22 protein-coding genes are annotated in these 26,327 nt (G+C 63.6%); 13 read left to right on the top strand and 9 right to left on the bottom strand.

Annotated elements, in window-relative coordinates:
- Nucleotides 1-9: 9 nt before the first annotated feature.
- The 3 genes from DBZ32_RS21285 to DBZ32_RS21275 all read right to left on the bottom strand — a co-directional run bounded on the left by DBZ32_RS21285 (nucleotide 10) and on the right by DBZ32_RS21275 (nucleotide 1,919).
- Nucleotides 10-411: a PilZ domain-containing protein gene (locus DBZ32_RS21285; RefSeq protein WP_162906900.1), complete on the bottom strand. Its 402-nt coding sequence runs from the start codon at nucleotides 409-411 to the stop codon at nucleotides 10-12.
- A 141-nt stretch (nucleotides 412-552) separates the two neighbouring features.
- A complete protein-coding gene (locus DBZ32_RS21280; RefSeq protein ID WP_119169289.1) occupies nucleotides 553-840 on the bottom strand; it encodes a hypothetical protein in 288 nt (95 codons plus the stop codon).
- Nucleotides 841-1,070: 230 nt separating this feature from the next.
- Nucleotides 1,071-1,919, bottom strand: coding sequence for a class II aldolase/adducin family protein (locus DBZ32_RS21275; RefSeq protein WP_119169288.1), 849 nt, complete (start codon nucleotides 1,917-1,919; stop codon nucleotides 1,071-1,073).
- A 229-nt stretch (nucleotides 1,920-2,148) separates the two neighbouring features.
- Here DBZ32_RS21275 and DBZ32_RS21270 point away from each other — a divergent pair, with 229 nt between their 5' ends.
- Entirely contained in the window at nucleotides 2,149-2,838 is a 690-nt protein-coding gene (locus DBZ32_RS21270) for a 2OG-Fe(II) oxygenase family protein (RefSeq protein WP_119169287.1), read from the top strand.
- Between the two features lie 134 nt (nucleotides 2,839-2,972).
- Here DBZ32_RS21270 and DBZ32_RS21265 read toward each other — a convergent pair whose 3' ends face one another.
- Nucleotides 2,973-4,169, bottom strand: coding sequence for an adenylate/guanylate cyclase domain-containing protein (locus DBZ32_RS21265; protein ID WP_162906899.1), 1,197 nt, complete (start codon nucleotides 4,167-4,169; stop codon nucleotides 2,973-2,975).
- A gap of 506 nt (nucleotides 4,170-4,675) precedes the next feature.
- Here DBZ32_RS21265 and DBZ32_RS21260 point away from each other — a divergent pair.
- Nucleotides 4,676-5,359 carry a hypothetical protein gene (locus DBZ32_RS21260; RefSeq protein ID WP_162906898.1) on the top strand — a complete coding sequence of 228 codons (684 nt, stop codon included), beginning with the start codon at nucleotides 4,676-4,678 and terminating at the stop codon, nucleotides 5,357-5,359.
- A 42-nt stretch (nucleotides 5,360-5,401) separates the two neighbouring features.
- Here DBZ32_RS21260 and DBZ32_RS21255 read toward each other — a convergent pair whose 3' ends face one another.
- Nucleotides 5,402-6,445, bottom strand: a complete 1,044-nt coding sequence (locus DBZ32_RS21255) for a glycosyl hydrolase family 28-related protein (RefSeq protein ID WP_119169284.1) — start codon at nucleotides 6,443-6,445, stop codon at nucleotides 5,402-5,404.
- 156 nt (nucleotides 6,446-6,601) lie between these two features.
- Between DBZ32_RS21255 and DBZ32_RS21250 the strand changes: the two genes are divergently transcribed.
- The 8 genes from DBZ32_RS21250 (at nucleotide 6,602) to DBZ32_RS21215 (ending at nucleotide 17,161) form a co-directional block, all read left to right on the top strand.
- Entirely contained in the window at nucleotides 6,602-7,570 is a 969-nt protein-coding gene (locus DBZ32_RS21250; RefSeq protein ID WP_119169283.1) for a glycosyltransferase family 2 protein, read from the top strand.
- A 197-nt stretch (nucleotides 7,571-7,767) separates the two neighbouring features.
- Nucleotides 7,768-9,033, top strand: coding sequence for a glycosyltransferase family 4 protein (locus DBZ32_RS21245; RefSeq protein ID WP_119169282.1), 1,266 nt, complete (start codon nucleotides 7,768-7,770; stop codon nucleotides 9,031-9,033).
- Nucleotides 9,034-9,035: 2 nt separating this feature from the next.
- Nucleotides 9,036-10,337 (top strand): glycosyltransferase, encoded by a 1,302-nt coding sequence (locus tag DBZ32_RS21240; protein WP_119169281.1) that lies wholly within the window; start codon nucleotides 9,036-9,038, stop codon nucleotides 10,335-10,337.
- A 13-nt stretch (nucleotides 10,338-10,350) separates the two neighbouring features.
- A complete protein-coding gene (locus DBZ32_RS21235) occupies nucleotides 10,351-11,646 on the top strand; it encodes a hypothetical protein (RefSeq protein WP_119169280.1) in 1,296 nt (431 codons plus the stop codon).
- Nucleotides 11,643-13,910, top strand: a complete 2,268-nt coding sequence (locus tag DBZ32_RS21230; RefSeq protein WP_162906897.1) for a GumC family protein — start codon at nucleotides 11,643-11,645, stop codon at nucleotides 13,908-13,910. The genes DBZ32_RS21235 and DBZ32_RS21230 overlap by 4 nt, the downstream gene beginning before the upstream one ends.
- Nucleotides 13,907-15,172, top strand: coding sequence for a glycosyltransferase (locus DBZ32_RS21225; protein WP_119169278.1), 1,266 nt, complete (start codon nucleotides 13,907-13,909; stop codon nucleotides 15,170-15,172). Before DBZ32_RS21230 ends, DBZ32_RS21225 begins: the two co-directional genes overlap by 4 nt.
- Nucleotides 15,169-16,122: a glycosyltransferase family 2 protein gene (locus DBZ32_RS21220; protein WP_119169277.1), complete on the top strand. Its 954-nt coding sequence runs from the start codon at nucleotides 15,169-15,171 to the stop codon at nucleotides 16,120-16,122. The genes DBZ32_RS21225 and DBZ32_RS21220 overlap by 4 nt, the downstream gene beginning before the upstream one ends.
- A complete protein-coding gene (locus DBZ32_RS21215) occupies nucleotides 16,115-17,161 on the top strand; it encodes a polysaccharide pyruvyl transferase family protein (protein ID WP_162906896.1) in 1,047 nt (348 codons plus the stop codon). Before DBZ32_RS21220 ends, DBZ32_RS21215 begins: the two co-directional genes overlap by 8 nt.
- A 3-nt stretch (nucleotides 17,162-17,164) precedes the next feature.
- On the opposite strand, the gene DBZ32_RS21210 is transcribed toward DBZ32_RS21215, so the two are convergent.
- Genes DBZ32_RS21210 through DBZ32_RS21200 form a run of 3 tightly spaced genes read right to left on the bottom strand, consistent with a single transcriptional unit; the run spans nucleotide 17,165 to nucleotide 20,412 of the window.
- Nucleotides 17,165-18,349 carry an outer membrane beta-barrel protein gene (locus DBZ32_RS21210; RefSeq protein WP_119169275.1) on the bottom strand — a complete coding sequence of 395 codons (1,185 nt, stop codon included), beginning with the start codon at nucleotides 18,347-18,349 and terminating at the stop codon, nucleotides 17,165-17,167.
- Nucleotides 18,350-18,364: 15 nt separating this feature from the next.
- Entirely contained in the window at nucleotides 18,365-18,931 is a 567-nt protein-coding gene (locus DBZ32_RS21205; RefSeq protein ID WP_119169274.1) for a polysaccharide biosynthesis/export family protein, read from the bottom strand.
- The gene (locus DBZ32_RS21200; protein WP_119169273.1) at nucleotides 18,928-20,412 is read right to left on the bottom strand and encodes a lipopolysaccharide biosynthesis protein; all 1,485 of its coding nucleotides are present in this window, start codon (nucleotides 20,410-20,412) and stop codon (nucleotides 18,928-18,930) included. The genes DBZ32_RS21205 and DBZ32_RS21200 overlap by 4 nt, the downstream gene beginning before the upstream one ends.
- Nucleotides 20,413-20,855: 443 nt before the next feature.
- Between DBZ32_RS21200 and DBZ32_RS21195 the strand changes: the two genes are divergently transcribed.
- Together DBZ32_RS21195 and DBZ32_RS21190 are read left to right on the top strand one after the other, a co-directional pair.
- Entirely contained in the window at nucleotides 20,856-22,301 is a 1,446-nt protein-coding gene (locus DBZ32_RS21195) for an exopolysaccharide biosynthesis polyprenyl glycosylphosphotransferase (protein WP_119169272.1), read from the top strand.
- Nucleotides 22,302-22,402: 101 nt separating this feature from the next.
- Nucleotides 22,403-23,395, top strand: a complete 993-nt coding sequence (locus DBZ32_RS21190; RefSeq protein WP_119169271.1) for a UDP-glucuronic acid decarboxylase family protein — start codon at nucleotides 22,403-22,405, stop codon at nucleotides 23,393-23,395.
- Nucleotides 23,396-23,527: 132 nt separating this feature from the next.
- Here the strand turns inward: DBZ32_RS21190 and galE are convergent, their stop codons facing one another.
- Nucleotides 23,528-24,520 (bottom strand): UDP-glucose 4-epimerase GalE, encoded by a 993-nt coding sequence (gene galE / locus DBZ32_RS21185; RefSeq protein ID WP_119169270.1) that lies wholly within the window; start codon nucleotides 24,518-24,520, stop codon nucleotides 23,528-23,530.
- A 564-nt stretch (nucleotides 24,521-25,084) separates the two neighbouring features.
- Here galE and DBZ32_RS21175 point away from each other — a divergent pair.
- Nucleotides 25,085-26,194 (top strand): hypothetical protein, encoded by a 1,110-nt coding sequence (locus DBZ32_RS21175; RefSeq protein ID WP_162906894.1) that lies wholly within the window; start codon nucleotides 25,085-25,087, stop codon nucleotides 26,192-26,194.
- Nucleotides 26,195-26,327: the final 133 nt, after the last annotated feature.

Here is a 26,327-nt window from a genome sequence, read left to right as displayed (position 1 = left end):
GTATCTGGTCTAGGGCTCAGCGGCCTCGGTCTTCGAGGCGGCGTCCGCAAGCGCTTCGGCGGGAGTCTGGTCCAGAAGCAAGGCAAGACACTGGAGCGTGCGCTCCACCTCGCTCTCTGCGGGATCGAAGGCGATGGCAATCTCGTCGGCGTTTTGGCGTACGCACACGCCGCTAAGCGTGCCGGCCGCCGCATGGCGGACGGTCAATCTGTCGCCGATAATAGGCGGGCACTTTGCCTTGATGCGCAACCCGCCGCGCGAAACGTCGAGAACGTCGCCGATCAGACGCTCGGTACCGATCTGAAGGATCACCTCGACGTCTTTCGCTTCAACTCGCAGAGTGCGGCGGCGTTCTACGGCCGTGCGATCTGAGCCGGCGGGACGTCCCGCGGTCGGGAGTTCAGCACTCATGCTTCGGTGGCCTCCAAGCAACACCGCACCAAGCTGCGACATCCGGGTTAGCGAGAGGTTAATGACGCCGGCCGCTGGCCGTCCGCTCCAGCGGATGCGGAAACGGATACGCTGTTTGGAACATCAAGGCAGATCTTGACTCTAACTGCCGCTGAAGCGTTGCAGATAGTCGATCAGAGAAGGATCGCCTTCAAAAAGATGAAATTCGGATCCCCGTTGCGGCTTGTCGCCTCCAAGGGTTCCGATTTCCACGACCCAGCGACGGTTCTCGGCCCGCGGATCGTCATCCACCATGATCGTTATCTGTTTTTCGGCCAGGCGGCCGACAAGCCGGTAGGGAAAGGCGTCACCGGTGCCATCCAGGCTCAGCGACTCCCACGGTAGGTCGCGGAGGTCCTCGTAGAGGCCGACCAAGGCTGCTGATGTCATGCCGATCCCTCCCTGCGACCGACTCCCGGGATCGGAAATCCGGAGAGTCCTCTTCATCTATATGGGAGTTTTATAAAAACGCCGCTATATAGATAGTAGCTATGGTTGCATTTTATTTCTTCGACTCCTCTTTTGGTGGGACGTCTCTGTCGGTGGCAGTCGTTCGGATGGCGTTCCGGCGGGTGGCAGTCCGGGCCTTCGAGGGCCTGGCCCAAACGGATGTAGCGGACTCAGTCAAACATATCGGGCTGGCTGTTCTGCAGATCCGACCAGATGGTTTGGAAATGCAGCCAGCCAATGAAATCGTTGCCGACATGCTCGCGGCTGTGGCGCGCACGCTCCGGCGCGACCAGCTTTGAAACCTGGCCCGTGGCCTCGACGGCGAGCTGCTGTTGGCAGCAGCGCTCCAGTGCGATGAACCAGAAGGCCGCATCGTCGACGGAATGGCGACTGGCGGTCAGCAAGCCGTGGTTCTGGTGGATCACGGCACGCACGTTCGCGAAAGCCTCGGCGATTCCGTTGCCGGAGCCGTCCTTTACCGTGACGGCGCCTGCCTCGTCGGCAACGACCTTGTGGTCATCGAAGAACGCGCAGGCATCTTGGCTGATCGGTGCCAGCGGTTTGCCGAGTGCGGCGAAGGCCGTGCCGTAGAGGGTGTGGGCATGGCATACGGCGACGATGTCGGGTTGAGCCTCGTGGATGGCTGCGTGCAGTACGAAGCCGGCCCGGTTAAGCGCGTGTCGGCCCTCGACCACGGTTCCTTCATGGTCCGCCAGGACCAGGTTGGAGAGCTTGACTTGGTTGAAGTGCACCGCCATCGGATTGGTCCAATAGAGGTGTGGGTGCTCCGGATCGCGAACCGAGATATGGCCTGCGAAACCGTAGTCGAAGCCTTGCAGCGAAAAGGCACGGCAAGCTGCGACCAGCCGCTCCTTTCGGTGTTGCCGTTCCGCCGCCGGATCGTCGAACACCGGGACCTGCGGAAAGGCCAAACCAGCCTGTTCGGGCTGATAGATCGAGACTCGTTCGGTTTCCGCGGCGGCGCTGACGCCGCTCCTTTTTTCCGCTGCTTGCAGCATGCTACCCCTCCCTCGCGTTATGATCTTGTCCGTCAAGTATAGATCAAGCTGAACAGGACGCATCCGAAGTGAGGGCATAGCCGGCATGACGGAGTGGCTCTGGCCAGGACGTTCGAGAGGTCCTTGGCTGCGACGGCGCAGCGCTTCGGCCGCTTGACCGGCGTGCGGTGCGCGGAGATGGTGCGGACGACTTTCGCCCGGAGAAATCTGGCCTCGGAGAAACCCCGCCATGACGCAGACCACCTCGCCGCCCAAGGCGGCAGCCAGCTTGATGCCGGTCTTCGCAACGCCGATCGGCCAGTTCTCCGTACCGGCGGCCGCGCGTCTCAATCCGGCGATCCGTGCCACCGTACTCGAGCGCGAGACGGCGATGGGCGGCGTTGCGCGCTCGAATGCCGGCGGCTGGCACTCGCGGGCCGATCTGCTGGATTGGGGGCTGGCCGAGATCGACGAACTGGCCGAGACCGTGCAGCAAGCCGCTTTGGCTGTGGCCGCACCTATGGCCCATGCGCGCAAATTGCGCGCCGAGGTGACGATGCAGGCCTGGGCCAACGTGACCCGCCGCGGCAACTACAATAAAATCCACGATCATCCGGGCTGGCATCTTTCTGCAGTCTATTACGTGGATGCGGGCGAGATCGATCCCGATGCACCACCGCAGTCGGGCTGGATCGAATTCGTCGACCCACGCGGTGCCATGGGCGCCGAGCCCCCGGGTGTGGATCCCGATCGGCCAGTACGCTTGCCGGGGCGTGGTGGCGCCCTTTTCGGCAATATCTTCGCCTTGCCGCCGATTAATGGCGGTCTGCTGATCTTTCCGTCTTGGCTGCGACACTGGGTGCATCCCTACGCAGGTGACGCGGAGCGCATTTCGCTGGCTTTCAATCTGCGCTTGGAAGATGCGCAACCGGTGGACTAGACCAGGTAGTGATCAGTCGGACCCACGTATTGGGTCCGGCGATTCCGTTAAATCCAGTCTCGATTCAAAGTGGTAGAGTCTGTTTCTTGAGATCGGCGGAACCGCGAAGCGAGTCCATACGATCTCAACAGGCTCTAGCCGGCCGGTTCGAGAACCGACTGTGGGCTCGCAACACCCCGGAGCGCGTGCTGCCCAAGGCTCTGGAAGGGGCGGTTCGGCAACATCTCCACGAAGCTCGAGGAAACCAGGAGCTGGCGATCGAGCCGACCGGCCAAATCGGCCAATCGGCTCGCGATGTTCACATCGCTGCCGACGACGGTGTAATCGAGCCGTGCACCCGATCCGATGTTGCCATAGGCGACTTCGCCGTAGTGCAGTCCGATCTTGATCCCGAAGCGCTGTCCGTCGCGCGCGCCCGCGCAGTCCTCGGCGACCCGCGCGATGATGTCCTTGGCCGACTCGAGGGCCGCCATACACGCAGCCTGCTCCGTCTCGCCGGCGCGGTGAATCGCCAGTACGCCATCGCCGATGTACTTGAGAACCTGTCCGCCTCGCCGTTCGATCGGCGGGACGACGCAGTCGAAGTACCGATTGAGCAGCGCAACCGTGTCCTCTGCGCTCATGGCCGCCGACAGGGCGGTGAAGCCGCGCATATCCGTGAAGAGGATGGCGGAACGAATGTGCAGGACCTCGCCTCGCCGAACCTGGCCGGACAGGATGCGGGTATGGGGTTCGTCACCGACATACATCCGGAGCGTTTCCTGGAGCAGCCGCCGAGCGCGGTTGAGATCCAACACGATGGCGATTTCGGGTTCGATGGCTTGTAAAATGGCGATGTCTTCATCGCTGAAGCCGTCCGGATTGCACGTGGCGAAGGTGATTCCGCCTTCTGCGCCATCGCTAAAGAAAATCGGCATGCAGATGTAGTGGCGGTAGCCCTCGGCACGCAGTTCGGGAACGATGTTGTATGCTTCGTCCCTGATCTCATCGAGACGGAAGGTTACCCACCGGCGTGTAAGGTGAGCTTGATAGTAGGGGCTGGCTTCGTAGATCGCCTGGTTGTCCCAAGGGAAGTCCAACGCCTTGATGGTGGCTTTGCGGCTCCAGATCCGACCGAGACCGCGTCGCACTGCATAGAGCGTCGGCATGGCGCTGGCCATTCTGTCGAGCGGTAAGCCCGCGGCGATTAGACGCTGGGCGAACCCTTCCGTTGCCTCGTCCGGGTCATCCAGGAACCGCGCTTCGTTCAATAGCCAGTCGCGAACTGCCCGCGCCCGCGCCATGGCGTCTCCTGCTTCCTTCTCCGCCGAGCCGGTGGTCCGGGTGGTCATGCCCCGATTCCTTTCTTGCTTTTGCCGTTCAGCCAGGGGCCACGGCGACACGTGATCGCGCTCGGCCCAAGGAATGGTAGGGCAGTGAAGCCAGCGCTCTGCCATCTGGTGTGCGTGGGAGACTGCGGCAACGCCATATCTGTCGGCGTCTTTTGGCACCCGTAAAACTAGAAAAAATTAGCTTTCTAAAAGATCACAGGGCGCGCTAAGAAATTTGCAATTTTTGGCGAATACTCTCGGATGTGTACGATTGTTAGTGGTAATTGCTCAATTTTGCCCCAACGGCGCCTCTTATTTATCTTACGCGATGCTCTATTTCGTCTCTCGACGCGCCACACGGCCTCACACAGGATTTCATCCTAAACAAGAAACTACTCTATCGTTGGGGGAGGTTGCGTCACGCCTGGATGAGATGGCGTCATTTGCGATAGCGGGCGTCGATTGCTCGACTGCACACAAGTGAGGTTCGTCGGGTTTCCCCTCTACGTACGCGGAGCAATGCAAGAATGTCTCGCAATCTCTCGATAGAGCCCCTTTCTGCCGAAATGCTAAATCCCGAAATCGAAGCCAAGGTGAAAGCGCTTGGCGTTCCGGCCGAAGCTTACAGGGCCGACTCTCCGGTCACATCCATGCGCCGTGCCGAATACGAGAAGATGGTGCGCGGTTTGAGGGGATTGCCGGCGCGTCCGCGCTTGCTGCATGTCGGTGCAAAGCCCTTTGAAGTACCACTGGCGCTGGCCCGGGGGTTCATCACCCCGGTGCTGGTGGTCAGTGCCGAGTCCGAACAGCTCGCCGAACTGGGCGCCGTCGCCGAAGCGCAGGGTATCGGTCACCTGATCCGGGGTGTGGCCGGCGATCCGCTCTTGCCGTCGGCGCCGCGACAGGGTTTCGATGCGATCTGGATCGGGCAGGGCGTAGGTGTGCCCTTGGACGCCGATGCCTTTGCGGCCTGGAGGCTGTGCCTCAAACCCTTTGGCTGGCTGGTTCTGGTCGTCGGATCTTCGGCCGATGACGAGGCAGCGACGGATCAGCAGGAGGGCACCACGCTTAATCTCGTTCAAGGCCTGGCCCGCGCGGCCGGCTTTGCCGTCTCGGTGCATTCCCTCGGGCAGAAGGGCGATCGCATGAACGCGGAGGCCTACGTCGTCGCCCGCAAACTCGATCGCGACCTTCGCCCGGAGGAGCTTTAGCGACTCCGATCTGGAATCTCGAGGAGCTTTAGCGACTCGGACTTAAAATCCAGCGGAGCTTTCTACCGAGATGGTGCCGCTTTCGGGGGCTTGCACGCCCGAGCCGGCTCCGAAACAGATCGAGCCCTCCACAAAGATCCGCTCGATCAGTCCGCCGTTACTGGAATCCGCATCGATACAGGGGCCGGTGCGGCTGCCACTGGTGCTTTCGATCGTCACCCAATGGAACAGAACGAACTCGATCAGGCCATCGTTCTCCGTTTCCAGGCTAACGATGGGGGCATCGGAGCTGCCGATGCTGTCGAATTCGCTGTATTCGATTTGCAGTTTGCTGATCTTGGCCTCGCCACCGCCGATGTTGGAGGGATTGTGGATGACGAAAGCCCGTCCCGCGACGGACCGGGTTTCGATATTCGACCAGATGGTCTCGTTGATGAAGGTTTGGTCGGCATCCTGCGGCACGCGTACGATAAAGCCGTCGCCTCCCGTCCCGTCGCACTTCACGTCGCGGACCAGCAGATTCTCGACCCAGGAGAAGGCACGGCGGGGTTGAACCAGCAGACAGTCGCCCGCGATATCCTGGATCAGCAGACGCTCCAGTCGCGGGTAGTCGCCCATGCTCACTCTCACCGCTCGCCGAAGCTGGTCGTTCCCCCCGACCAATCTGAAGCGCTCGAACCGCGAGCCGAACAGCTTGCTGGCCGAACCGTCTTGCTGTCGGTTGCCCTGCCATCCGCCGATCTCGACGCAGGTGTCGGCCATCCTGCAGAGCAGAGCTGGCATGCCCAATCCCTGGAGGTGCCGGTTCGCGACTGTCACGGTGCTGTCGAGTTCATAGGTGCCCGCAGGAACCACGACCAGACCATTCGTCGGAGCAGCATCCAGAGCACTTTGAAAAGCGGCACTGTCATCCTGCCCGTCGCCAGGTATCGCGCCAAAGTCGAGAACGGAAACCGGCTGGCCGGGCGCCGGCGAGCCGGTCTGGGCCGTTGCCGTTAATGAGACGGGTAGGAGGCTGACGACCAGCCCGGCGAAGGTCGTGCGGGCCGAACTTCGCAGGAAGGACGACCAGTTCGATTTCATCATTTAGCGCCACCTCGGTCACACAGGGTTTACGGAGAGATATGTGTCCTCAAACCATCGCCACTCTCAACCTAGGGTACCGCGCAGGTCAGGCACTGGAACTGCGGAGAACAAATTGCGGTCTCGAACGGGTCGCTCTGAGACGGAAAGGAGGCTGACGTGAGCTGGCCAAGGGTAAGCGTCGTGATTCCAACGCGGGACCGGCCCGATTGTCTGGCTGAGGCGGTTGCCAGCGTGCTGCGGCAAAGTCACCCGGTGTCAGAAGTCATTGTCGTCGACGACGCTTCGCGAGATCCGGATGCCACACGCTCGGCCGTCGGCGATGATCCTCGGGTCCATTTGATTAGAAACGACCGGTCGCTGGGCGGGGGCGGGACACGCAATCTGGGCGTCGCCAGCGCGACCGGCGATCTGGTCGCCTTCCTGGATGACGACGACCTTTGGCATCCGAAGAAGCTGGAGTGTCAGGTTGCGGCTCTGGCCGGTTCTGCCGACTGGCAGCGTACCCTGGTGTACTGCGCCCTGCAGGTGCGCGGTCGAGCGGGCGAAATCCGCCTGCCGGCGCAGGGGATCGGCGCCGAGGAAGATGTTGGCGACTATCTCTGGCGACGCGGCGGCTGGATGCAGACCAGCAGCCTTCTCTTGCCGCGCAAGCTCGCGGCGGAAATCAGCTTTCGCCCGGAGCTGGCGGCACATCAGGATTGGGATTTCGTTATTCGGCTCGCCGCGGCAGGCGTCGCTTTCGTTTTTCTGCCGGAGCCGCTGGTCATCTATCGCGACGATCACGCTGGCGCCCGGATCTCGCGTCGCCCCGATCCGCAAGCCAGCCTGGAGTGGCTTGAGAGTGTCCGCTCCCTGATCTCACCTGCGGCTTACCGAGCCTTCCGGGCACGGCGTGCGCCGCTGCTGGCCCGGGATCGGCCCCTTTCGGCTCTGACGGCGATCGGCGCCGCCGTTCGCCACGGAGAGCTCGATCCGCTGCGCGCCGCTCGCCTACTGGCCGCTTTTGCGGTCGCTTTCGTGTCGCCGGTGGCCTACCGCGCCCTGCCGCCCATGCGCCTCAGGGGCGCGCAGCGACGCGTACTCTCGTCGTCCCCTCAACCGTCTTCGACCCACCTGCGGTCCTGAGGGTCTCTTGCGTGTGATCGTTGTGGGGCGGCCGGGGTTCCACGGCGGCCACAGCATGATCGCAGCCATGATTGCAGCGCAGCATTGCGGGTGTCGGCAGACTAAATCCACGACCGGCTAGCTGGGCACCGGTCCCTCGCATCGAACTTAACGCCGACCGCACAATCCGCTCCGCAGCGACCGAGCGAAAGGCTCTCATGCGTGTCTTGCTGATCTCGAATCTGTTTCCTCCCGAGGTTCTTGGCGGTGCCGAGATCATGGTCGAGGCCTTGGCAGAGGGTCTGCTGGAGCTGGATTGCGAGGTCACGGTCGCGGCCCTCGCCGCAGACGGCGCATGGCGTCTGGAACGGCCGAGCGGCTTGTCTGCGGAGTTCGTCTCTGGGCATCCGCTGGGCAACGACCTCCTCACAACGCGGCGTGTCCGCTGGCGGAGGGCGGCCTGGTATCTGCTTGGTGAGGTCAATCTGCTGGCGCGCCGCCGCCTCGGCGAGTTGATGGACAAGCTGCAGCCCGACGTCGTGCACACAAGCAACCTCACGGGTTTCGGACCGCAGGCGATGGCCGCTGCTGCCGCGCGCGGTCTGCCCTTGGTGCATACGATCCAGGACTACGGACTTGTCTGCCTGCGTGGCACGATGTTCCGGGGCGGGCGGCCCTGCTCGGGTCAGTGCGGCGACTGCCGTGTCGGCACCACGCTTCGCAGGGCCGGGTCCCAGACAGCTCACAGCGTCGTCGGTCTCTCGCAGCACGTGCTCGAACAGCATCTCGAGAACGGCTATTTCCAGAACTCTGAAGAGCAGGCGATCGTCCGGACCTGGCATCTGGAGGGCGTTCCGCAGCACCTCCCCCTGCCGTCGGAAGGCGCTCCGCGCCAGCGCCCGGATCCCGTCACTTTCGGCTATATCGGCCGGCTTCATCCGACGAAAGGCATCGATCGCCTGATCGAGGCGATGCGCAGGCTGGATGCGGACTCCGCGCGACTTGTGATCGGTGGCACGGGCAACGCGGATCTTGAAGCGGACCTGAAGCAGCAGGCCGCCGGTCTGCCGGTCGAATTTCTCGGCTGGGTCGACGCCAAGTCGTTCTATCCCATGATCGACGCGCTGGTCGTGCCCTCCATTTGGCACGAGCCTCTGGGGATGGTGGCCCGCGAGGCCCACTGGTGGGGCCGGCCCGTTCTGGCGGCGCGACGTGGGGGCCTTGCCGAGATCGTTCGCCACGGGACCGACGGGCTTCTGTTCGATCCGGACGACCCTGCCGAATTTGCCTGCGCCCTCGGTGACTTTGCACGAAACGCCGATCTGCGCCGTGTCCTGGTGCAAGGTGCGCGGACCGCGGCACCGGCCGATGGGCGCGGTGGATTGGCGGAGAGGTATCGGGAGATCTACCGCCGGGCGATCGAAAGCCGCACCCTGCGCCCCGCGACGGCGCAGGAGCCGCTGTCAGAAGTGACGGGGCCCTAGCCATGCGTGTTGCGATCGTCGCCGGCGATTTCCCCGCTCTCTCAGAGACTTTCGTTCTCAATCACGTGCTGGCCCTCTTGCGAGCGGGAGTGGAGGTGCAGGTGATCGCGCACCGCCCGAGACCTGACAGCTTGACTCATCCCGAAGTCGCGGAGCATCGGCTTCAGGATCGCACCTATTATCTGGATCGCCCGCAGGGTTACGCGGGTCGCCTGCTGCAGCTCCCCCGCCGTCTGTCGCGCCCGCGCGCGCTGCGGCGGGCCCGCCATTGGGCCTCCGCCTGCAATGCCGGCAAGCTGGGACGGGCGGCTCTTGGCCTGGACCTGCTCTACAGCGTGACCGGCGACCTGCCGGCCGATCCGCGTTTCGATGTCATTCATGCGCATTTCGGGGACGGCGGCGTGCGTGCGGCCTACCTTCGGGAGCGGGGCTTTCTCCAGGGGCCATTGGTGACCACCCTGCATGGAGCCGACGACACCTACGGTCCTCGCCCTCTGCGATATCTCGCCGAACGCGGCGACCTGAACCTTCCGATCAGCAACTTCTGGGCGGAAGAGTTGATGCGTCTCGGGTTTCCGGAGGCCCGGGTCCGTGTCCATCATGTCGGCATCGACTGCGGTCGCTATGCCTTCACCCCCCGTTTGGCAGGCGCCGGCGAACCGCTGCGCCTCGTCACGGTATGCCGTCTGGCGCCGCGCAAAGGTGTGCAGGATGCGTTGGCCGCCTTGGCTGAAGTACGACGGCAGCGGCCGGATTTCGCTTTCACCTTTACGATTGTGGGTGGCGGGCCGATGGAGGCGGAGCTGCGAACCCTCGCCGGTCAGCTCGGTCTCGAACGAGAGGTGCGCTTCCTCGGCGCCGTCGATCAGTCTCGTGTCGCCGAAGAGTTGTCCCAGGCGGAAGTCTTTCTGCATCCCAGCTACACGACCAGCAGCGGGGAGCGTGAGGGTATTCCCGTCTCCATGATGGAAGCCATGGCACGTGGTCTGGTCGTTGTCTCAACGCAGCACGCGGGGATCCCAGAACTGGTCGAGCATGGCCGCAGCGGTTGGCTGGTACGCGAGCGTGACGTCCCTGCTCTGGCCTCGGCGATCCTGCGTGTCGCCTCGTCGCGTGAGATGATTGCTGCCTGGGGTGCCGCCGGTCGCCACAGGGTGGAGACGGAATTCAATCGAAAGGACCTGGACCGCCAGTTACTCGATATCTATCGCGAACTGAGCGATGGCTGGTCGCCCGACATGACGGCTCTTCCGAGCAAGCCGCTGCCGGCCGGCCGGGCAGCGCTTAAGCTTTCGACAGGCTGAGGAGGCTCGGGCGATGTTGCTGATCTTGCTCGCTGCTGCCACCGGGGTTGCCCTTACGATGCCTGGAATCTCCCTGCTGAACGCGGGTGGAATCGGCATCCAGCCACTCCTGCCGTTGCTGGGCGCGGTGATCGCGGCCGGGGTGATCGCCCGCGGTGGTATTCCGATCGGCGCTTTGGGCTGGTTGATGATGATCGGGATTGCCTTGGCTCTGTCGTCCTTGGCCTCGGTCGATCCCGGCGCGTCTCTGCTTTACTTCACGTTCCAACTGGTGACGGCGGCCTTGGCCGCTCTGGGCTTCGGATATCTGCTGTCGGAACGTTCGCTGCGTGTCGCTTTTCTCAACGGCTATATCTTCGGTGCCCTGGTCTCGGCGGCGGCTTCCGTCCTGCAGTTCGCGACCTCGACCTTTCTCGGTTTTGCCTTTCGGCTCGCGAACAACCAGAATTTCGAGCTTCTCGCGCCCTGGGGGCGCGGCATGGCCTTCACCGCCGAGGCTTCTCTGCTTGCGACGGTGATGATGCCCGCCTTGCTCGCGGTCTATCTCGAACGTCAACGCGAAGACAGTGTGATCTTGCCGATTTTTCGAACCTTGCCGGCAATGCTGCTCTTGCTGGCCGGCTATGTTGCTTCGAAGTCGTCGACCATCGTCTTTCTCCTGCCGGCCTTGCTGCTGGCTGAGACTCTTATGCAGCGCGACCTCTTCGGCGCTCTGCGTAAGTACGCACGCCATCTTGTCTTCTTCCTATTGTTGGCCGCGGCCTTCTTCCCGATATATCAAAGCAGGCTGGCGGCGACCGATGCGCAATTCTCCTCAGCCGGCCGACTTGAGAAGATGGTGGCGGGGATCGCTATCGCCGGCGACCACCCGGTATTTGGGGCTGGGCCGGGCATGGTGTCCGACCCGATCTTCTTCGACCCTTACGTCAACCACATCGTCGACTGGAGTTGGAAAGACTTCGATGTGCCTGACAAGGGCATCGATTCCGCCGTGATCCGCACGCTGGCCGAAAGTGGCGGTTTCGGTCTTTTAGCGACTTACTATCCCGTGCTTCTGCTGTTCCTGGCCGCGGCAGCCATGGCCCGACGACCCGATATTCGGCCCTTCCTGCCAATCGCGATTTGTCTCTTGTTTTCCCAGTCACTTGTGTCGGGTTACCGGGATCTAACCATCTTCTACCTGCCGCTGGTGATCGGCGCGGTAGGGGCTTTCATATGCCGCGGGCCGGTGGCTGCTCCAGTACAGCCGAAACCTGCACACCTGCTGCCGGTCGATCGTCGACTTTCGCGCGAAGGGGCTCTGTCATGAGCGACGCCGTTGCCACCCGTCTGCCGGGTCCCATCAACGACACGCCTGCCGCTGTCGGTCTCGGAGATATATTCGGCATGATCCGCCGGCACTGGTTGCCTGCCGCGGCCATTGTCGTGATCGTCTTTACGCTTGGGGTCTTGGGCACTTTTGCCATGATCCCGAAGTACGAAGCGCAGGCTTTGGTCATGGTCCGGGGGGAGCAGATGGAGAGCCTCCAGGTGCGGATCGACCAGCTGCGCGGCGAACCGGGTTTTCCGACTGTTCTGAGCGAAGCGGAGATCCTCAGCTCGCCGGGTCTGCTCGACAGCGTGGTCGAGCGCCTGGAGTTGACGGCAGAGCCCGAGTTCAATCCTCGTCTCGAGGATGATTTCGTCTTACCGCCGGTGCGCGCCGCTTTTGCCCAGGGGCGTGAGCGCCTGGAAAACCTTCTCGGGCTCACGCCGGAAGCGCGGCCGCGCAATCCCGAGCTTGAACGGCGCATCGTGTTGGCTCGACTGCAGGGGGCGGTTTCGGTCGAACCGCGCGGGCGTTCCTACGTGGTGGAGGTCGGTGCCGTCTCTCGCTCGGCCGCCTCTGCCGCGCGTTTGGCCAACGGCGTCTCCGAAGCCTACGTCGCCGCGGAACGTGCGGAGCGCATGACACGCTTGGAAGCGCTCGACACCTGGCTCGAGGAGCGTTTGCAGCAGTTGCGCGCCGAGGTCGTTGTCAGAGCTGAGGCGGTAGAGCTTTTTCGGCAGACGGAAGATCTCTTTGAGGGTCAGTCCGGCAGTCTTCAGCTCGAGGAATTGAGCGCCCTTTCCGGCCAACTCGTTGAGGCGCAAGCCGACACCGCACGCGCGGCGGCTCAGCTTTCTGAGGTGCGTCGCGCCGCGGAGTCCGGTTCGGCGAGCGAAGCGCTCTCGCTGGCCGTCGATGCTCCCTTGATTCAAAGATTGCGTGCCGAGGAAATCGAGATGGCGGGCCTTTTGGCCCGAGTCTCCTCGACCCTGGGGCGGCAGCACCCCGACGTGGTGTCGGTCAGCCGGGAGCTTGTCGAGTTGCGAGGCCGGATCAATGAAGAAGTTCAAAAGATCGTCACGCTGGCCGAAGCGCGCTTGGCCAATGCCCGTGCGCGCGAAGAGTCGATCGCCGGATCGCGGCAGACCTTGAAGGACGAGATCGACGGTAAACGCGATTCATATGTCCGCCTGATCGAACTCGAGCGTGACGCGGAGTCTGCGCGCGCCGCTCTCGACAGCTTCCAGACTCAAGCGAACCAGCTTGTCGGCGCAGGGGAAATCGAACAGCCGACCGCCATGATGATCTCACCGGCGAAGGCGCCTCTTTCGCCTGCTCAGCCCAACAGCAAGGCGCTTTTCGTGCTGTCGCTTGCGGCGGGCTTGATGCTCGCCGGTCTCTATATCGTTTTACGCGAGGTGACCGAGCAGCGCGTCAAGAGCGGTGCCGAGCTGCGACGTCTGTCGGGTCTGCGCCTGCTGGCCGTTCTGCCGCGGGTGCGGGGGCTCCGTGTGCGATCCCCGGCCGCGCGCCGCCGGCTCGAGAAGCGCCCGGACCTCGCATTCGGTCAGGCGATGCGCCGGCTCTATGCCGGTATTCGCCATGGAGACAACAGCGCCAACCTTCGCTGTATCATGGTCTGTTCCGGAGAGTCGGGTGAAGGTAAAACCCTGACGTCCATAGGCTTGGCGCAAGAAGCGGCGGCGATCGGACGCCGCACCCTGTTGATCGATTTGGATCTGCACAAGCGCGATGCCAGTCGGGCTTTCCCGTCCGGTGAGCCGGAAGGTGCGGAGGATCCGGACTTGGCGGCGGCGATGGAGTCGCCCGAGCGGCTGGACGAACTGATGTGGCGCGGCGCGGCGGGACGCCTGCGTGTGCTGCGGCCGCGCGCCGATCTCGTCGATCCGCTGGCTTATCTCGAGCATCCGCGGCTCGATGTGTTGCTTCGCGAAGCGCGGCGGCGTTTCGACTTGGTGATCGTGGATACGCCGCCCCTGCTGACACTGCCCGATGCAAGTTTTCTGGTCAGACGCGTCGATGCCTGCCTTCTGCTGGTCCGCTGGAACCGGACGAAGCGGAGTGCGTTGCGACAGTCGCTGGACCTGCTGGCCGCCTTCGACGCACCCTTGCTTGGCTGCGTCTTCACTCAGGTCAACATGAAACGCTATGGTGCCTACCAGCCCGCCGAAGATGCGGCCTACCTTCGTCCAGCCTCCGTTTACGTCGCGGCCGAGCGGAAACGACTGGTGGCGCCGACATGACGACCCTGATTCTCAGCACCAGCTATCCGAGGCCGACAGATGTCGGTCGGAAGGTCGTGATGTCGGGTTTCCTGGATTGGCTCAGCGTGCGAGCCGCGGGAGAACGGGTCGTCTATGCCCATCTCGCGCCCAGGCAGCAGGAGCGTCACGAGCGGCTGGCCGTCGACCTTTACGAAGCCCGGGTCGATCCCAGCTGGCGGCGGCTCGGCGGCATGGCCGTCGAGGGGCTCTTGCGGGGACGTACACCGCTGCAGATCGCTGCCGTCGGTGCGACCGGGGCGGCGACCACCCTGGCGCGCCTGGTCGGCAAACTGGCGCCGGATCTCGTTGTTGCCGATACGCTGCGGGTCGTGCCGGTACTCGATCGTCTGCCCCTGGGCGCTGCGCGCAAGGTCGTCTATCTCGACGATCTCTACTCGCGGCGCTACGCCCGCCTGATCGAGACCTTGGACCGGCATCCCGATGCCGAGCTCAACAGTCTCGGCACCTTTGCGCGTTTTCTGCCCGCTTGGATGGCGCGGATCGCCCGCGTCCGCGGTCTGCAGCGGGCCCTGCTACAACGCGAGATGCGCCTGATGGAGACGGCTGAGAACGCGGCGCCGGCCCGGTTCGACCGTTGTCTGTTGCTGAATGAACAGGAGGCCGATGTTCTCCGGACTCGAAGCGGCGCCGACAACATCTTCAGCGTGCCGCCCTACGTGCGCGTTCGGGAGAGTTCCCCGGAACAGCGGCCGGTCGACCCACCCTGTTTCCTCTTCCTGGGAAATCTCAGCTATCCGGCGAACGCCTATGGCTTATCCCGCTTTCTGTCCGAGACTGTGCCACCACTCTTTGCGGCCCTTCCGCAGGCAAGGCTCGACATCGTCGGCGGTGGCGCCAGTCCCGCCTTGCAGGCTCACGTTGCCAGTCTGGGCGAGCGCGTTCGCCTGCGCGGTTTCGTCGACGATCTCGACGGCGTTCTCGCCGGGGCAACAGCCCTGGTGGCGCCGGTGATTTACGGGACCGGTGTCAAGATCAAGGTCATCGATGCCCTTGCGCGTGGCCTGCCGATCGTGTCGACCCCGACCGGTGCCGAAGGAATCGAAGTAGTGGACGGACGCGAAGGTTTCCTGCGCGACGATCTGGCCGACTTCGTCGAACCGTTGCGGCGGTTGACCGATCCCGACGTGAATCGCGCCTGCTCGGAGGCCGCGTTGCAGCTCTATCATAGGCGCTACAGGCGCGATGCGGCTTTCGCCGCCTATGAGGAGGCTTTCGCATGACGGCGCCTCAGGAGACTCTGAACAGGTCTGGCCGCTCCGACCGGACACCGGTATCGATCGTTGTCTGTACGCGCGACCGGGCCGACGATCTCATGCGCTGCCTGGCCGCTATTCGGGCCCTGGACTGTCCTCCGAGCCTGCAGGTGGACGTCGTGGTGGTAGACAATGGCTCGCGGGACCGTACTGCCGAAGTCGTCGCCTCCGCGGCCGAGGGCAGTCCGATCCCAATGCGCCGTGTTTACCTGGCAGAACCGGGTCTTGCCCGAGCGCGCAACGCGGGCATCCAGGCCAGTCTCGGCGACTACATTCTTTTTACCGATGACGATTGCCTGGTGGCGACCGACTGGTTGGCCTCGGCGATCCGGGTGATGCAGACCGAGCCGTCGATCGGCCTGGCCGGAGGGCAGGTGAGACTGCACAACTCGCGCGACCTGCCTGAGACGATCAAGCCCTCACCGGATCTGGAAAGGCCGAACGGGTCCGCCGATCTGCACGGCCTTCTACTCGGCTGCAACATGGTGATCCGGCGTTCGGTTCTGGACGAAATCGGCCTGTTCGACCCACGCTTCGGTGCCGGCAGCCGCTTCAAGTCCTCCGAAGACACCGACATGGTCTACCGCGTTTACCGGGCTGGGTTCGGGGTGATCTATAATCCGCAGTTCGTGGTGTCTCATAATCATGGGCGGCGCTCTTTGCCGGAGATACGGCGGCTGCACCGCGGTTATCGAATCGGACGCGGCGCGTTCTACGCCAAGCACCTTTTGCATGGCCGCCTGGACGTGCTTTCCATCTTGCTGCGCCAGTTGGTGCCGCATCGGCGCAGCGCTTACCCGCTGCCCAGCTGGCCCCGCTATCTTCGTGCCGTTGTTGGGCAGTTCGTCCGTGCGCCTTGGCTGCTCGCCGGTGCAATTCTCTATTGGCGGATCGGTGAAGAAGCGGCCCATGGCTAGCGGACTTGCAGGCGAGGCGACGAATGTGGTGACACTCTCGACGCTCCGCGGGACGGCGGTCCCGTCTCTGACGGAAGAGATTCAGACGCGTTTGCGGGATCTCCGCTCGCAGGTTCTGGCTCTGGGTCGCCTGCTGCCGGCCGACCGTCCGATCGTCTATCTTGACTATCCCCTGCATCTGAACGTCGGCGACCTCTGTCTTCAACTCGGCGCGGAGCAGCTGTTCTCCGACCTTGGGCTACGGGTTCTCGGCCGGGCCTCGATGTTCAACGGCAAGGCGTGGCTGCGGCGGCGCCTCGATCCCTCCGTTACGATCGTCCTGCACGCCGGCGGCAATCTGGGGGATCTTTGGCCGGGCCATCAGGACTTCCGGGAGGCTGTCGTCGCTGCCTTTCCGAACAACCGGATCGTGGTTCTGCCGCAGTCGCTTCATTTCGCCGACAGGCAGGGGTTCGAGGCCTGTATGCGACGTTGGGCGCAGCACCCGGATTTGCACTTGGTCTTGCGGGACCGCGTGTCCTATGGGCGAGTCGCGGAGCATCTGGGCGATCGGGCCTATCTTGCACCCGACCTCGCGCATTGCCTCTATGAACAGGCGCCCTTCCATAAAGGCGCGACCACGCCCGGCAAGGGCAGCCTGCGGCTGGTCAGGCAGGATGTCGAAGCGTTGGTGCTGCCCGACCACGCTGCCGCCGCCACACAGCATTTCGACTGGGCGCAGATCTACACGGCCGCGGATCGCCGTGCCTATGCGCTGGTCCGCCGCCTGCACCGGCTGGACGATCGCGCGCCGGTGAACTTGCCGATCTACAGGCCTTGGCGACGTCTGGCCGAGCGGGCTGTGACCCGGGGGGCGGAGCACCTCTGCCGTTTTGCGGAGGTCGACTCCGACCGGCTGCACGGCATGTTGATGTCACTTCTGTTGCATCGCCATGTGCGCTGGCGGGAGAGTCGGACCGGCAAGACGGGGGCCTATGTCGCGACCTGGCTGTCGGATCTCCCAGGATCGGCTTTGGCGCAGGCCGGAACGGCGGCGTGAGCCCTACAGCCCGCTGCGCAGGCCGACGAACAGACTGTTTCGGATAAAGCCCGCATCGTCCGCGTCGGACGTGCGCCGATCGAACTGATAGCTGCCGGTGAGCGCGACCCAGCGGTTCAGGCGATAGCTGGCCCCCAAGCCGATCGTGAAGCGGGTGTCCGAGCGCTGGAGACCCTGATAGTCGTCAAGGCGCAGTCGCAAATCTGCATCCAGCGTCGTGCGGTTGGTCAGCGCATGTTCCACCCCGAAGCGCGCTTCGGTGCGGATGCGCGAGTCCGCCTGCTCGTTGCCTTCCTCGACGAAACTCGTCTCTTCGCGGCGATCGATAGTGAAGATCACGTCGGTCAGGGGGGTGACGTTCCAGGTGAGGCTGCCGTTCAGCTGAAGGCCGGTGAAGTCCTCGCGGTCGGAATCGGCGAAGTCTTCCTGGAACAGGCCGATGGCGAACTCGGCTTCGATCAGGTTGCCCAACTCGAAACTGCTGCCGACGAGGCCTCGATGAGTGAGGGAATCCTGATCGAGACCGCCGCCATCTGGATCGTCGAAGTCTCGCCAGGTCACCCCGGGCTGCAGGAACGTGCTGAATGCGGGAGAGACCCGGAAACCGACTCTTAAATTGCCGTCGTAGCGTGTGAATTCACGATCCGCCCGAATCTCGTCGTCGAAGTCGCGCCGCGTGATTCCACCGTTCGGCGCCAGACTGATCCGATTCAAGCGCCAACGGGCACCGGCGTTGACGCCGAAGTCGTTGAAGACGAAGCGTTGCGCTCCATCATCCGTATCGGCATCGGTCCGATCTTCGCTGGCCCGTGTGAAGTCCAGCCGTCCGTTGAAATCGAGATCGTTGGTGGCCGTATAGTCCAACGCCGTCGAGGCGCGATAAGTCTCCTCGTTCTCGTCTGTCTCCGTGGCATAGCGGTCGAAGCGCGCCGATCCCAGCAGAGACCAGTCGAAGTCTCGGCCGTCGATATTGAGCTGCAGGGCCGGTTGGGTGATCGCCGCAATGTCGCCGGCGGCATCGTTTTCGCTGGCTCTAACGTTGTCGTTCGCAAGTACACCGAAGCCGAGCGTCGGCCGCACCGTCGTGGGACCGAATTGCAACGCGCCGCCGGCCTCCTGTGCCTGGACGGCCAAGGGCACGGCGGCTGTCACCAAACAGACGACGCAGAGGAGGGCCGAACCCCGCATGCTTACCGGCCGCCTTTAGAAGTATCGCTCCAGGACACGGATCACGTCGCCCGGTTGGATTCGGACCTCCGGTCCGGCCTGGCCTTGCAGGGTGGTGCCGTCTCTCGCCCGCGTAATCTCGAACAGGTCGCGACGTCCGCGGTCGGTGAAGCCACCGGCGATCGCCACGGCTGTCAGGACCGTCATATCGCTCTCGTAGGGATAGCGGCCGGGGCCGGCGACCTCGCCGAGGATGAAGAAGGGACGGTAAGTCCGAACCTCGACACTCACCGAGGGTTCCAGCACGACCTCCGCGCTGCGCAGTTCCTCGGCGATCCGTTCCGCCAGGTTGTCGGCCGTCACACCGCTCGCCTCGATGCCCGCGATCAGGGGCACGGCCACCTGTCCGGAGTCCGACACGAGGTAGGAGCCGGTCAGTTCCGGTTGTCCGAAAACCGTCACCCGGATCTCGTCGCCCGGACCGAGCAGATACTCGCCGAACTGGCGTTCGTTCTCGATTGGCGGAAGGTCGCTCACGCCTCCGCAAGATACCAGGGTAACGACAAGAAAAAGCTTCAAGGCGAGCAAGGTAAGGCGTTTCATTTCCGACTCCCAATCGAGGCCGCGGCTGCCTGCGTGGCGCTCAGTCGCTGTCGAGCTTCATGGAACAAGCCTACCACTGGATCGCGGGCGAACAAGAGTAGGAAGGCGACGAAGGCGAGAACTCCCACCGGGATGGCAGCAGCGGTGAGTTGTAGGACCGAAGCCTGGGTCGGTGCCCAGGCAAGCGCGAGAAGGACCGCGCCCGCCATGGCCGCTGCACAGCAGAGGATCCCAACGAGCGGGAGATAGCGGGCCAGAAATCCCTGTCCCGTGAGATGGCGAACCAGAAGGATCCGGAGCGGCCAGACCAGGAAGAGCTGGCGTGCCAGCATGGCGACCGCGACCAGCGTGATCGACTCGGTGGCTGCGAGTGGGAAGAGGATCACGCCTGAGCCGAAGAAGATCAGCGCTTGATACAACACCAGGTCCGGTCGACCGAGTGCGCGCGCCAACACGGGTGTGTTGAACTCGACCGCCATCGGCAGGCCGGCGAGACAGAGAATCTGAAGGGCGGGCACCATCGGGAGCCAATCCGGCCCAAGGATCAGTTCGACAGCCAGGGGTGCGATCGCCGCCAGGCCCAGAAGCGCCGGGAAGCTCGTCAGGGCAATCGCACGCTCGAGAAAATTCAACAGTGCCTTGATCCGAGAAGGCTCGGCCTGCAGGCGCGCAAAGGCGGGTAAGGCGACCTGGTTGACCGGCGCCAGCAGAAGCTGGATCAGCATCTCGAGGACACGACGGGCCATGGCGAAGAAGCCGACTTCCGCAACACCCAGGAAGAGCCCGATGACGATGGGCGCGATCCGCTGGTCCGCGATGATGACCAGACGGCTGCCGGTGCTGAAGGCGCCGTAGCCTGCGAGGTCGCGCAGATGTTGGCGCGAAATCCGGAACCTAGGGCGCCATCCGGCGGCAATCCACATGCAAAGCAGCACCGTAGCAGCCGTCGTTAGATGCATGGCCACCAAGGCCCAGACGCCCTGCCCATCGAAAGCGAGCCAGAGGCCGATGCCGCCGCCGGTGGCTAGCGAGACGAGCGCCCGCACGGCGAAGGGGCGAAAGCGGAGCTCCCGCTTCAGGCGCGCGGTCGGCACGGCGGCCAGGGCTGTCAGCGGCAGGTAGAGCGCCAGAGCTTGCAGAACCGGTGACAGTTCGGCCGCCTCGAACAGGCTCGCGAAGGCCGGAGCGATCGCCACTAATGTCCCTGCGAGAACCAGTGACAGGATCGTGACGGCCCAGAAGGCGCTATCCAAATGCAGTGGCTCGATCTCGTGGCGCTGCACGAGACGCTCCACAGCGCCGTCGGACACGGCGGCCTCGAAGACCGAGATCAGGGCCATGGCAAGAACCACGGTGCCGATCGCTTCCGCTCCGACCTGCCGTGCGATCATCACGAAAACCGTCAGGCTCAGCGCCTGACGAACCAACGTCTCGGCACTCGACCACAAGGTTCCCGTCACGAGTCTGCGTGTGAACTGCAAGACCCCTTGCCTTCCCGCCCGCTATATTCCGCCTCGAAAGCGAGGAGGACTCTGAACAGAAGCGATTTTGCTTCCGCTTCGTCCGCCACCGCGCGTCAACCACGTCAAAGAGACGGTCGATCCTAGCTGAAATCGACTTGGCGACGGCACCAAGGGTTATCCGGCTCTGCAGCCGGCCTGTCGACCCCGCGAAACATCCGTGACGCTGCCCCTAGGTCGGTGTGATTTATTTGAGATGACTCAAGGATGCTGTGAGGACAATTTGATTAAAGTCGTGTGATGCAAATATAGCTCTAAATCACAACCTGTAAAAAACAAAGGTGAGCGCAGAACATTATTTTTGTTGAGGTTGATTTGTCACCAGCACCTCAAGATGCTGCACCGCGACATAAGGAACTGCTGCGGAATTTTCTCGCGGCGACAGCAGCATTGAAAAAGGGGGCATGCCGATGCCGGCCTCGATCGAGTGGACCGAAGGCAGATCGCGTGCGGGATTGGCTCGGGTCAATCCCGATCTCAGCCATCGTGTCCTGCGCACGTTCGACCTGCCCGTGATCTTCGGCCTCGGCGGTCTGCTCTATTTCGTCGTCGTCGAGCAGCGCCTGGGTGTCGAAGCGCGCGAAAGTTATCTCTTTGTCGCGCTGCTTGCCGCCGCGCTTCAGTTTGTCATTCAGCAAGCCGTCGCCTCGAAACGAGAGCCCTCTTTCGCGGTCCTGGTCCGGAGCGCGCTGGCAGCCTGGAGTCTGTCCGTGGTGGTGCTGATCGTGCTCAGCTTCGGCCTGCAGCTCGGCGAGCAGTTCTCACGCCTCTGGGCGGCGCTCTTCTTCGCGGCTGGCGCCGTCTACCTGGTCGGATCGCGTCTGCTGTTCGCACGGCGATTGAAGCGTCTGGCCGATGCGGGGCGGCTGCGCAAACGTGTCGCTATCTTCGGCGCGGGATCTGGCGGGCGAGACCTGATCCGCCGTTGGAGTGGGCTGGGTCGGCACGGACCGCAGGTGGTTGGCATCTACGACGATGCACCCCACGGGACTGGGCTCCGCGAGGAATTCCGGGAAGGCGGTCTGGACGCGCTGCTGACGGCCTGTCGCTCGGATTTGGTGGACAGCGTCATCGTCTCGGCACCGCTCGATAAGGTCGACCGTCTGTCTGAGGGGCTGCGCGAACTGCGGCAGCTTCCCGTCGATATTCTTCTGAACCTGGAAGGTTTGGAGCGATTCGGCGACGCCCGGCTGCTGCGTTTCGAAGGCACAGGCATGGTGGAGTTGGCGCGCCGGCCTCTCGACGACGCGCAGATGATGCTGAAACGGATCGAGGATATTGTCGTCGCGGGCGGCCTGTTGCTCTTGACCGCGCCGCTCTTCGCCGTCATCGCGCTGGCCGTCAAGCTCGAGAGCCCGGGTCCGCTCTTCTTCGTGCAGCGACGCTATGGCTACGGTGGCAGGCTGATCGGTGTCCTGAAGTTCCGCAGCATGCGTCATGAAGACAGCGATCAGCAGGGCAGCCGCCTGACGATGCCCGGCGATTCGCGTATCACCCGCGTCGGCCGGATCATCCGCAAATTCAGCCTCGACGAGCTGCCGCAGCTGATCAACGTGCTGCGCGGCGAGATGTCGATGGTGGGCCCCCGACCGCATCCGCTTCAGGCGAAGGCCGGGGAGCGGCTCTACGACCAGGTCGTCGAAGACTTCTACGCGCGCTATCGCGTGCCGCCTGGCATCACCGGACTGGCCCAAGTCAGCGGTCTGCGCGGGCAAACCGACACCGAACAGAAGCTGATCGACAGGGTCGCCGCCGACCTTCAGTACATCGAGACCTGGTCGCTTTGGCTCGATATCAAAATTCTCGCCCGAACCGTCTTCAAGGTGGTGGAGGCGGAGAACGCCGTCTAGCCCGGGGATCGCCCGGTCGAGCCGGGCGAACCTCGGGTTCCTGCATCCTCGATGTCGCGTTTCTGGCGGCATCCCAAGATAGAGAAGAAAGGAACCAAGGCATGCCGGTTGCGCTGCGCAAACGCGTTCTCGTCACGGGAGGCGCTGGCTTCCTGGGCTCGCATCTCTGCGAACGGCTCCTCGCCGATGGCTGCGAGGTGCTCTGCGTCGACAACTTCTTCACGGGACGCCGAGAAAATATCGCTCATCTGATGTCGGAGCCCTACTTCGAAATGCTCCGACACGATGTCACCTTTCCCCTCTACGTCGAGGTCGACGAGATCTACAACCTCGCCTGTCCGGCCTCGCCGATTCACTACCAGTTCGACCCGGTGCAGACCACGAAGACCAGCGTGCATGGGGCGATTAACATGCTGGGTCTGGCGAAGCGTGTGAAAGCCAAGATTCTGCAGGCCTCGACCTCAGAGGTTTACGGCGATCCGCAGCTTCATCCGCAGCCGGAGAGCTATCGCGGCAGCGTCAATCCTGTCGGTCCGCGCGCTTGCTATGACGAAGGTAAGCGCTGCGCGGAGACGCTGTTCTTCGACTACTACCGGCAACACAATCTCAATATCCGGGTAGCCCGAATCTTCAACACCTACGGTCCGCGCATGCTGCCGAACGATGGTCGGGTGGTCTCGAATTTCATCGTCCAGGCCCTGAAGGGCCAGAACATCACCGTCTACGGTGACGGTTCGCAGACCCGCTCCTTCTGTTACGTCGACGACCTGGTGGACGGGCTGGTCCGTCTCATGAACGCGCCCGACGAGGTGACGGGGCCCGTAAATATTGGAAATCCCAGGGAGATGACGATTCTCGAGCTGGCTCAACGGGTCATCGACCTGACCGGTTCGCGCAGCCAGGTCGTGCTGCGCCCCTTGCCGCAAGACGACCCCCTCCAGCGGCAGCCGGACATCACCCTGGCCAAAAAGGCCCTTGGCTGGAATCCGACGATTGAATTGGAGACCGGGTTGGACTCAACCGTTGCCTACTTCCGTGAGCTGCTCGCCTTCGAGCTTTCCGAAGCCCAGACCATCGCGGAAGTCGCGGAGTAGGGCCGGGTTTCTGCGGGATCGACTGCCGCTCAGGCGTAACGCCCTCTAGGACAGCCCGCCGAGGCAGTTTCCAGAGATTTCAGGAAGCGCGATGAGGTCGCCTCATCGCGCTTCGCCTTTTTTGGACGGTCTCTAAGCCTTCGCGCACTGCCAGCGCCAGGCGTGCTCGACCATCTCCTCGATCGCCGAGAAGCGGGGCCGGAAGTCGAGTTCGGAGCGCGCTCGCGCCGAATCGGCTACGAGCTTCGGCGGATCGCCGGGCCGGCGGTCCGCCTTGCGGACCGGCACGCCCAGGCCCGTCACACGTTCCGCGGCGGCAACGACATCCAGAACCGAATTGGCGCGCTCGGCGCCGAGGTTGAACACCCCCGATGCACCGCCGTCCAGCAAGCGGTTGAGGGCGGCGACATGGGCGTCGGCCAGATCGCAAACATGGACGTAGTCGCGCAGGCAGGTCCCGTCCGGCGTCGGATAGTCCGTGCCGAAGATGTCCAGAGCGCCGACCCGGCCGCGGGCGGCCATCAGAACGCGGGGAATCAGATGGGGTTCCGGATCATGATCCTCGCCGATCTCCAGGTCCGGGTCGGATCCCGCGGCGTTGAAGTAGCGCAGGGCCACCCACCGCAGATCGCCGGCCTCGCCCGCGTCGGTCAGCGCCGACTCGATCATCAGCTTGGTACGGCCATAAGGGTTGATCGGGTTTTTGGGTAGATCCTCCGATATGACCGGCGCTCCAGGTTGGCCGAAGATCGCGCAGGTGCTCGAGAAGACCATCGCCTCCACCTGGAACAGCTTGAGCGCATTCAGCAGCGTCAAGGTGCCGACCACGTTGTTGTCGTAGTAGGACAGCGGGTCCTCAACTGATTCACCGACGTAGGCGAAGGCGGCGAAGTGCAGGGCGCCGACCGGCCGGTGGCGCGACAAGGCCCGCCCAAGTGCTGACGGATCGCGGATATCGCCGACTTCCAGAGGCCCCCAGCGCACGGCGCTGCGATGACCGCGCGAGAGATTGTCGAAAACGACTGGCAGAAAGCCGGCGGCTGCGAGGGCTTTGCAGACGTGGCTTCCGACATAGCCGGCGCCGCCAGTGACCAGCACGCGTGGTCGTTCCGAGAGATTTGCCATTGCGGGTGTCCCTTGTTCGCGATGTCGGGACGGTCTTTGCCCCGCGAGACTTAACCCTATGGCAAAGCTTGCGAGGCCAAGCTGAGCGAAGGCTGTGGCGCCGAGGGGCGCGTAAGGGGGATAAAGTTATGCAGGCAGGGGTGGGGCGGATTGCTGCCGAGCCGGACGTGCGATGGGGCGGGCGACCGCGCGCAGACGAGCTGTCGAAGGGCGCTGATAGGAGGGTAGGCGATGGGCAGGCGGGCGACGTCGCGCCGTGGCATCCGCCGATCGTCGTTTGGGGGATTTTAGGCGCGGCCTCCTGGCTTCCGATCGCACTCTGCCTCTACCTTTTGCTGCCCTAGAAGCTGCCCTAGAAGCTGCCCTAGAAGCTGTCATGGAGAGGGCGCCCAGCCACCATTCCAAGTCGCCCGCTCTCGGGCGCTCGTCTGTGCCCCGCTTGTGACCGTTTGACGGCCTTCCAAGGCCACCCGTTTTTCACGAAGACAGCTTCCTCCGGTCCCGGCCGTTGCCTGTAGTTTGCCGGCCATGCTGGTGAAGACTCTCAAAATAGGCGCTCCACGCGTGAGTTCGGAAGCCGGTGGCAGCCGTTTGGATGCGGAGATCTGCGGCGAGCCTCTCTACGTCAAGGCGAACGTACCCCTGGCGGAGAGCAGCGAGGCTCTGGTCGCAGCTTTCTATCTGGTCGCTCTGCACTACAACGCCGTCTTGCGGGTCGAAGGCGAACTCGACCCGCTGTTCCTGCAGAATGTGCCGAAGGTCGCCGCCTTCGCGGAACGCCACCTTCGTTTGCCGGGCAGCACGGTCGAAGCACGCGGCAATGGTGGCGAGGCGAGGCGAGCTGGCGCCAGTGCCGCCTTTTTCATCGATGGGTTGGAGTCGCTCTACACCTTGAGCCGGCGCACCGCGGAGTTGGATGCGCTGATCTACGTGACAGGTTTGGACAGCCCCCGTCGGGATCGCGCCACGGAGGAGGACAATCTGGAGCACCTGCGCCGATTGGCCGAGACCTCCGGGCAGTTCCTCATCGAGATGGAAACCAATCTTCGCGATCTCCGTCTGTTCCGCTCAGTGAACTGGGAGTTCACTCGCAGTGCCACGCTGGCCGCGATGGCCCAGTGCCTGGCCGGCCAGGTCGGTCACGTCCTGGTTCCGGGAAGCGACGTGGCGGCGTTCGGTGGAACTCTACCCTGGGCATCTCATCCGATCCTGACCGAGAGCTGGTCGTCCAGTGCCGTCGAGATCGTCTGCGACGACTCCCCAGCGCGTTGGATCGACAAGATTGCCGCGCTCGGCAGCTATCCTCCGGCGCGAGACTACCTGCAGGTTTGTCTGCGCAGCGATCGGCTTGGCAGCAATTGCGGCGACTGCGAGACCTGCGTTCGGACGATGGCGGCCCTGCAGGTCGCGGGCGACCTGCAGGGGGTTCGGACCTTGCCGCAGGACGGGCTGCTTGAGCGCATCCGCGCTTTGCCGCGCCTGACGTGGAATCAACGGCGCGCCTGGCAGACGATTCTCGATCACCCGAAGTGCGGTGATCTGTCCGGAGCGATTAGAAGCAAACTCGACGAGACGCCGCCGCCGCCGGTCCGCACCATGGCCTCGGCGATCAGCGCCTCCCGTCTGACGTGGCAGATCAAGAATTTTCGACTGGTCGGGCAGATGCTTCGCTGAAGTGTCGCAGCGTCGAGGCGCGGTGATCCCGGCGGGTGTCTGAGTGATCGAAACGGCGGCGCAGATGCCGTCTTCAGGGGTTATGAAAGGGGTTGAGCGATGCACGTAGCGGTGATCGGGACGGGCTACGTCG

The sequence above is a fragment of the Algihabitans albus genome (assembly GCF_003572205.1).
In the GTDB taxonomy this organism is placed as follows: Bacteria; Pseudomonadota; Alphaproteobacteria; order Kiloniellales; family DSM-21159; genus Algihabitans; species Algihabitans albus.
This window is presented reverse-complemented; position numbering and strand designations above follow the sequence as displayed.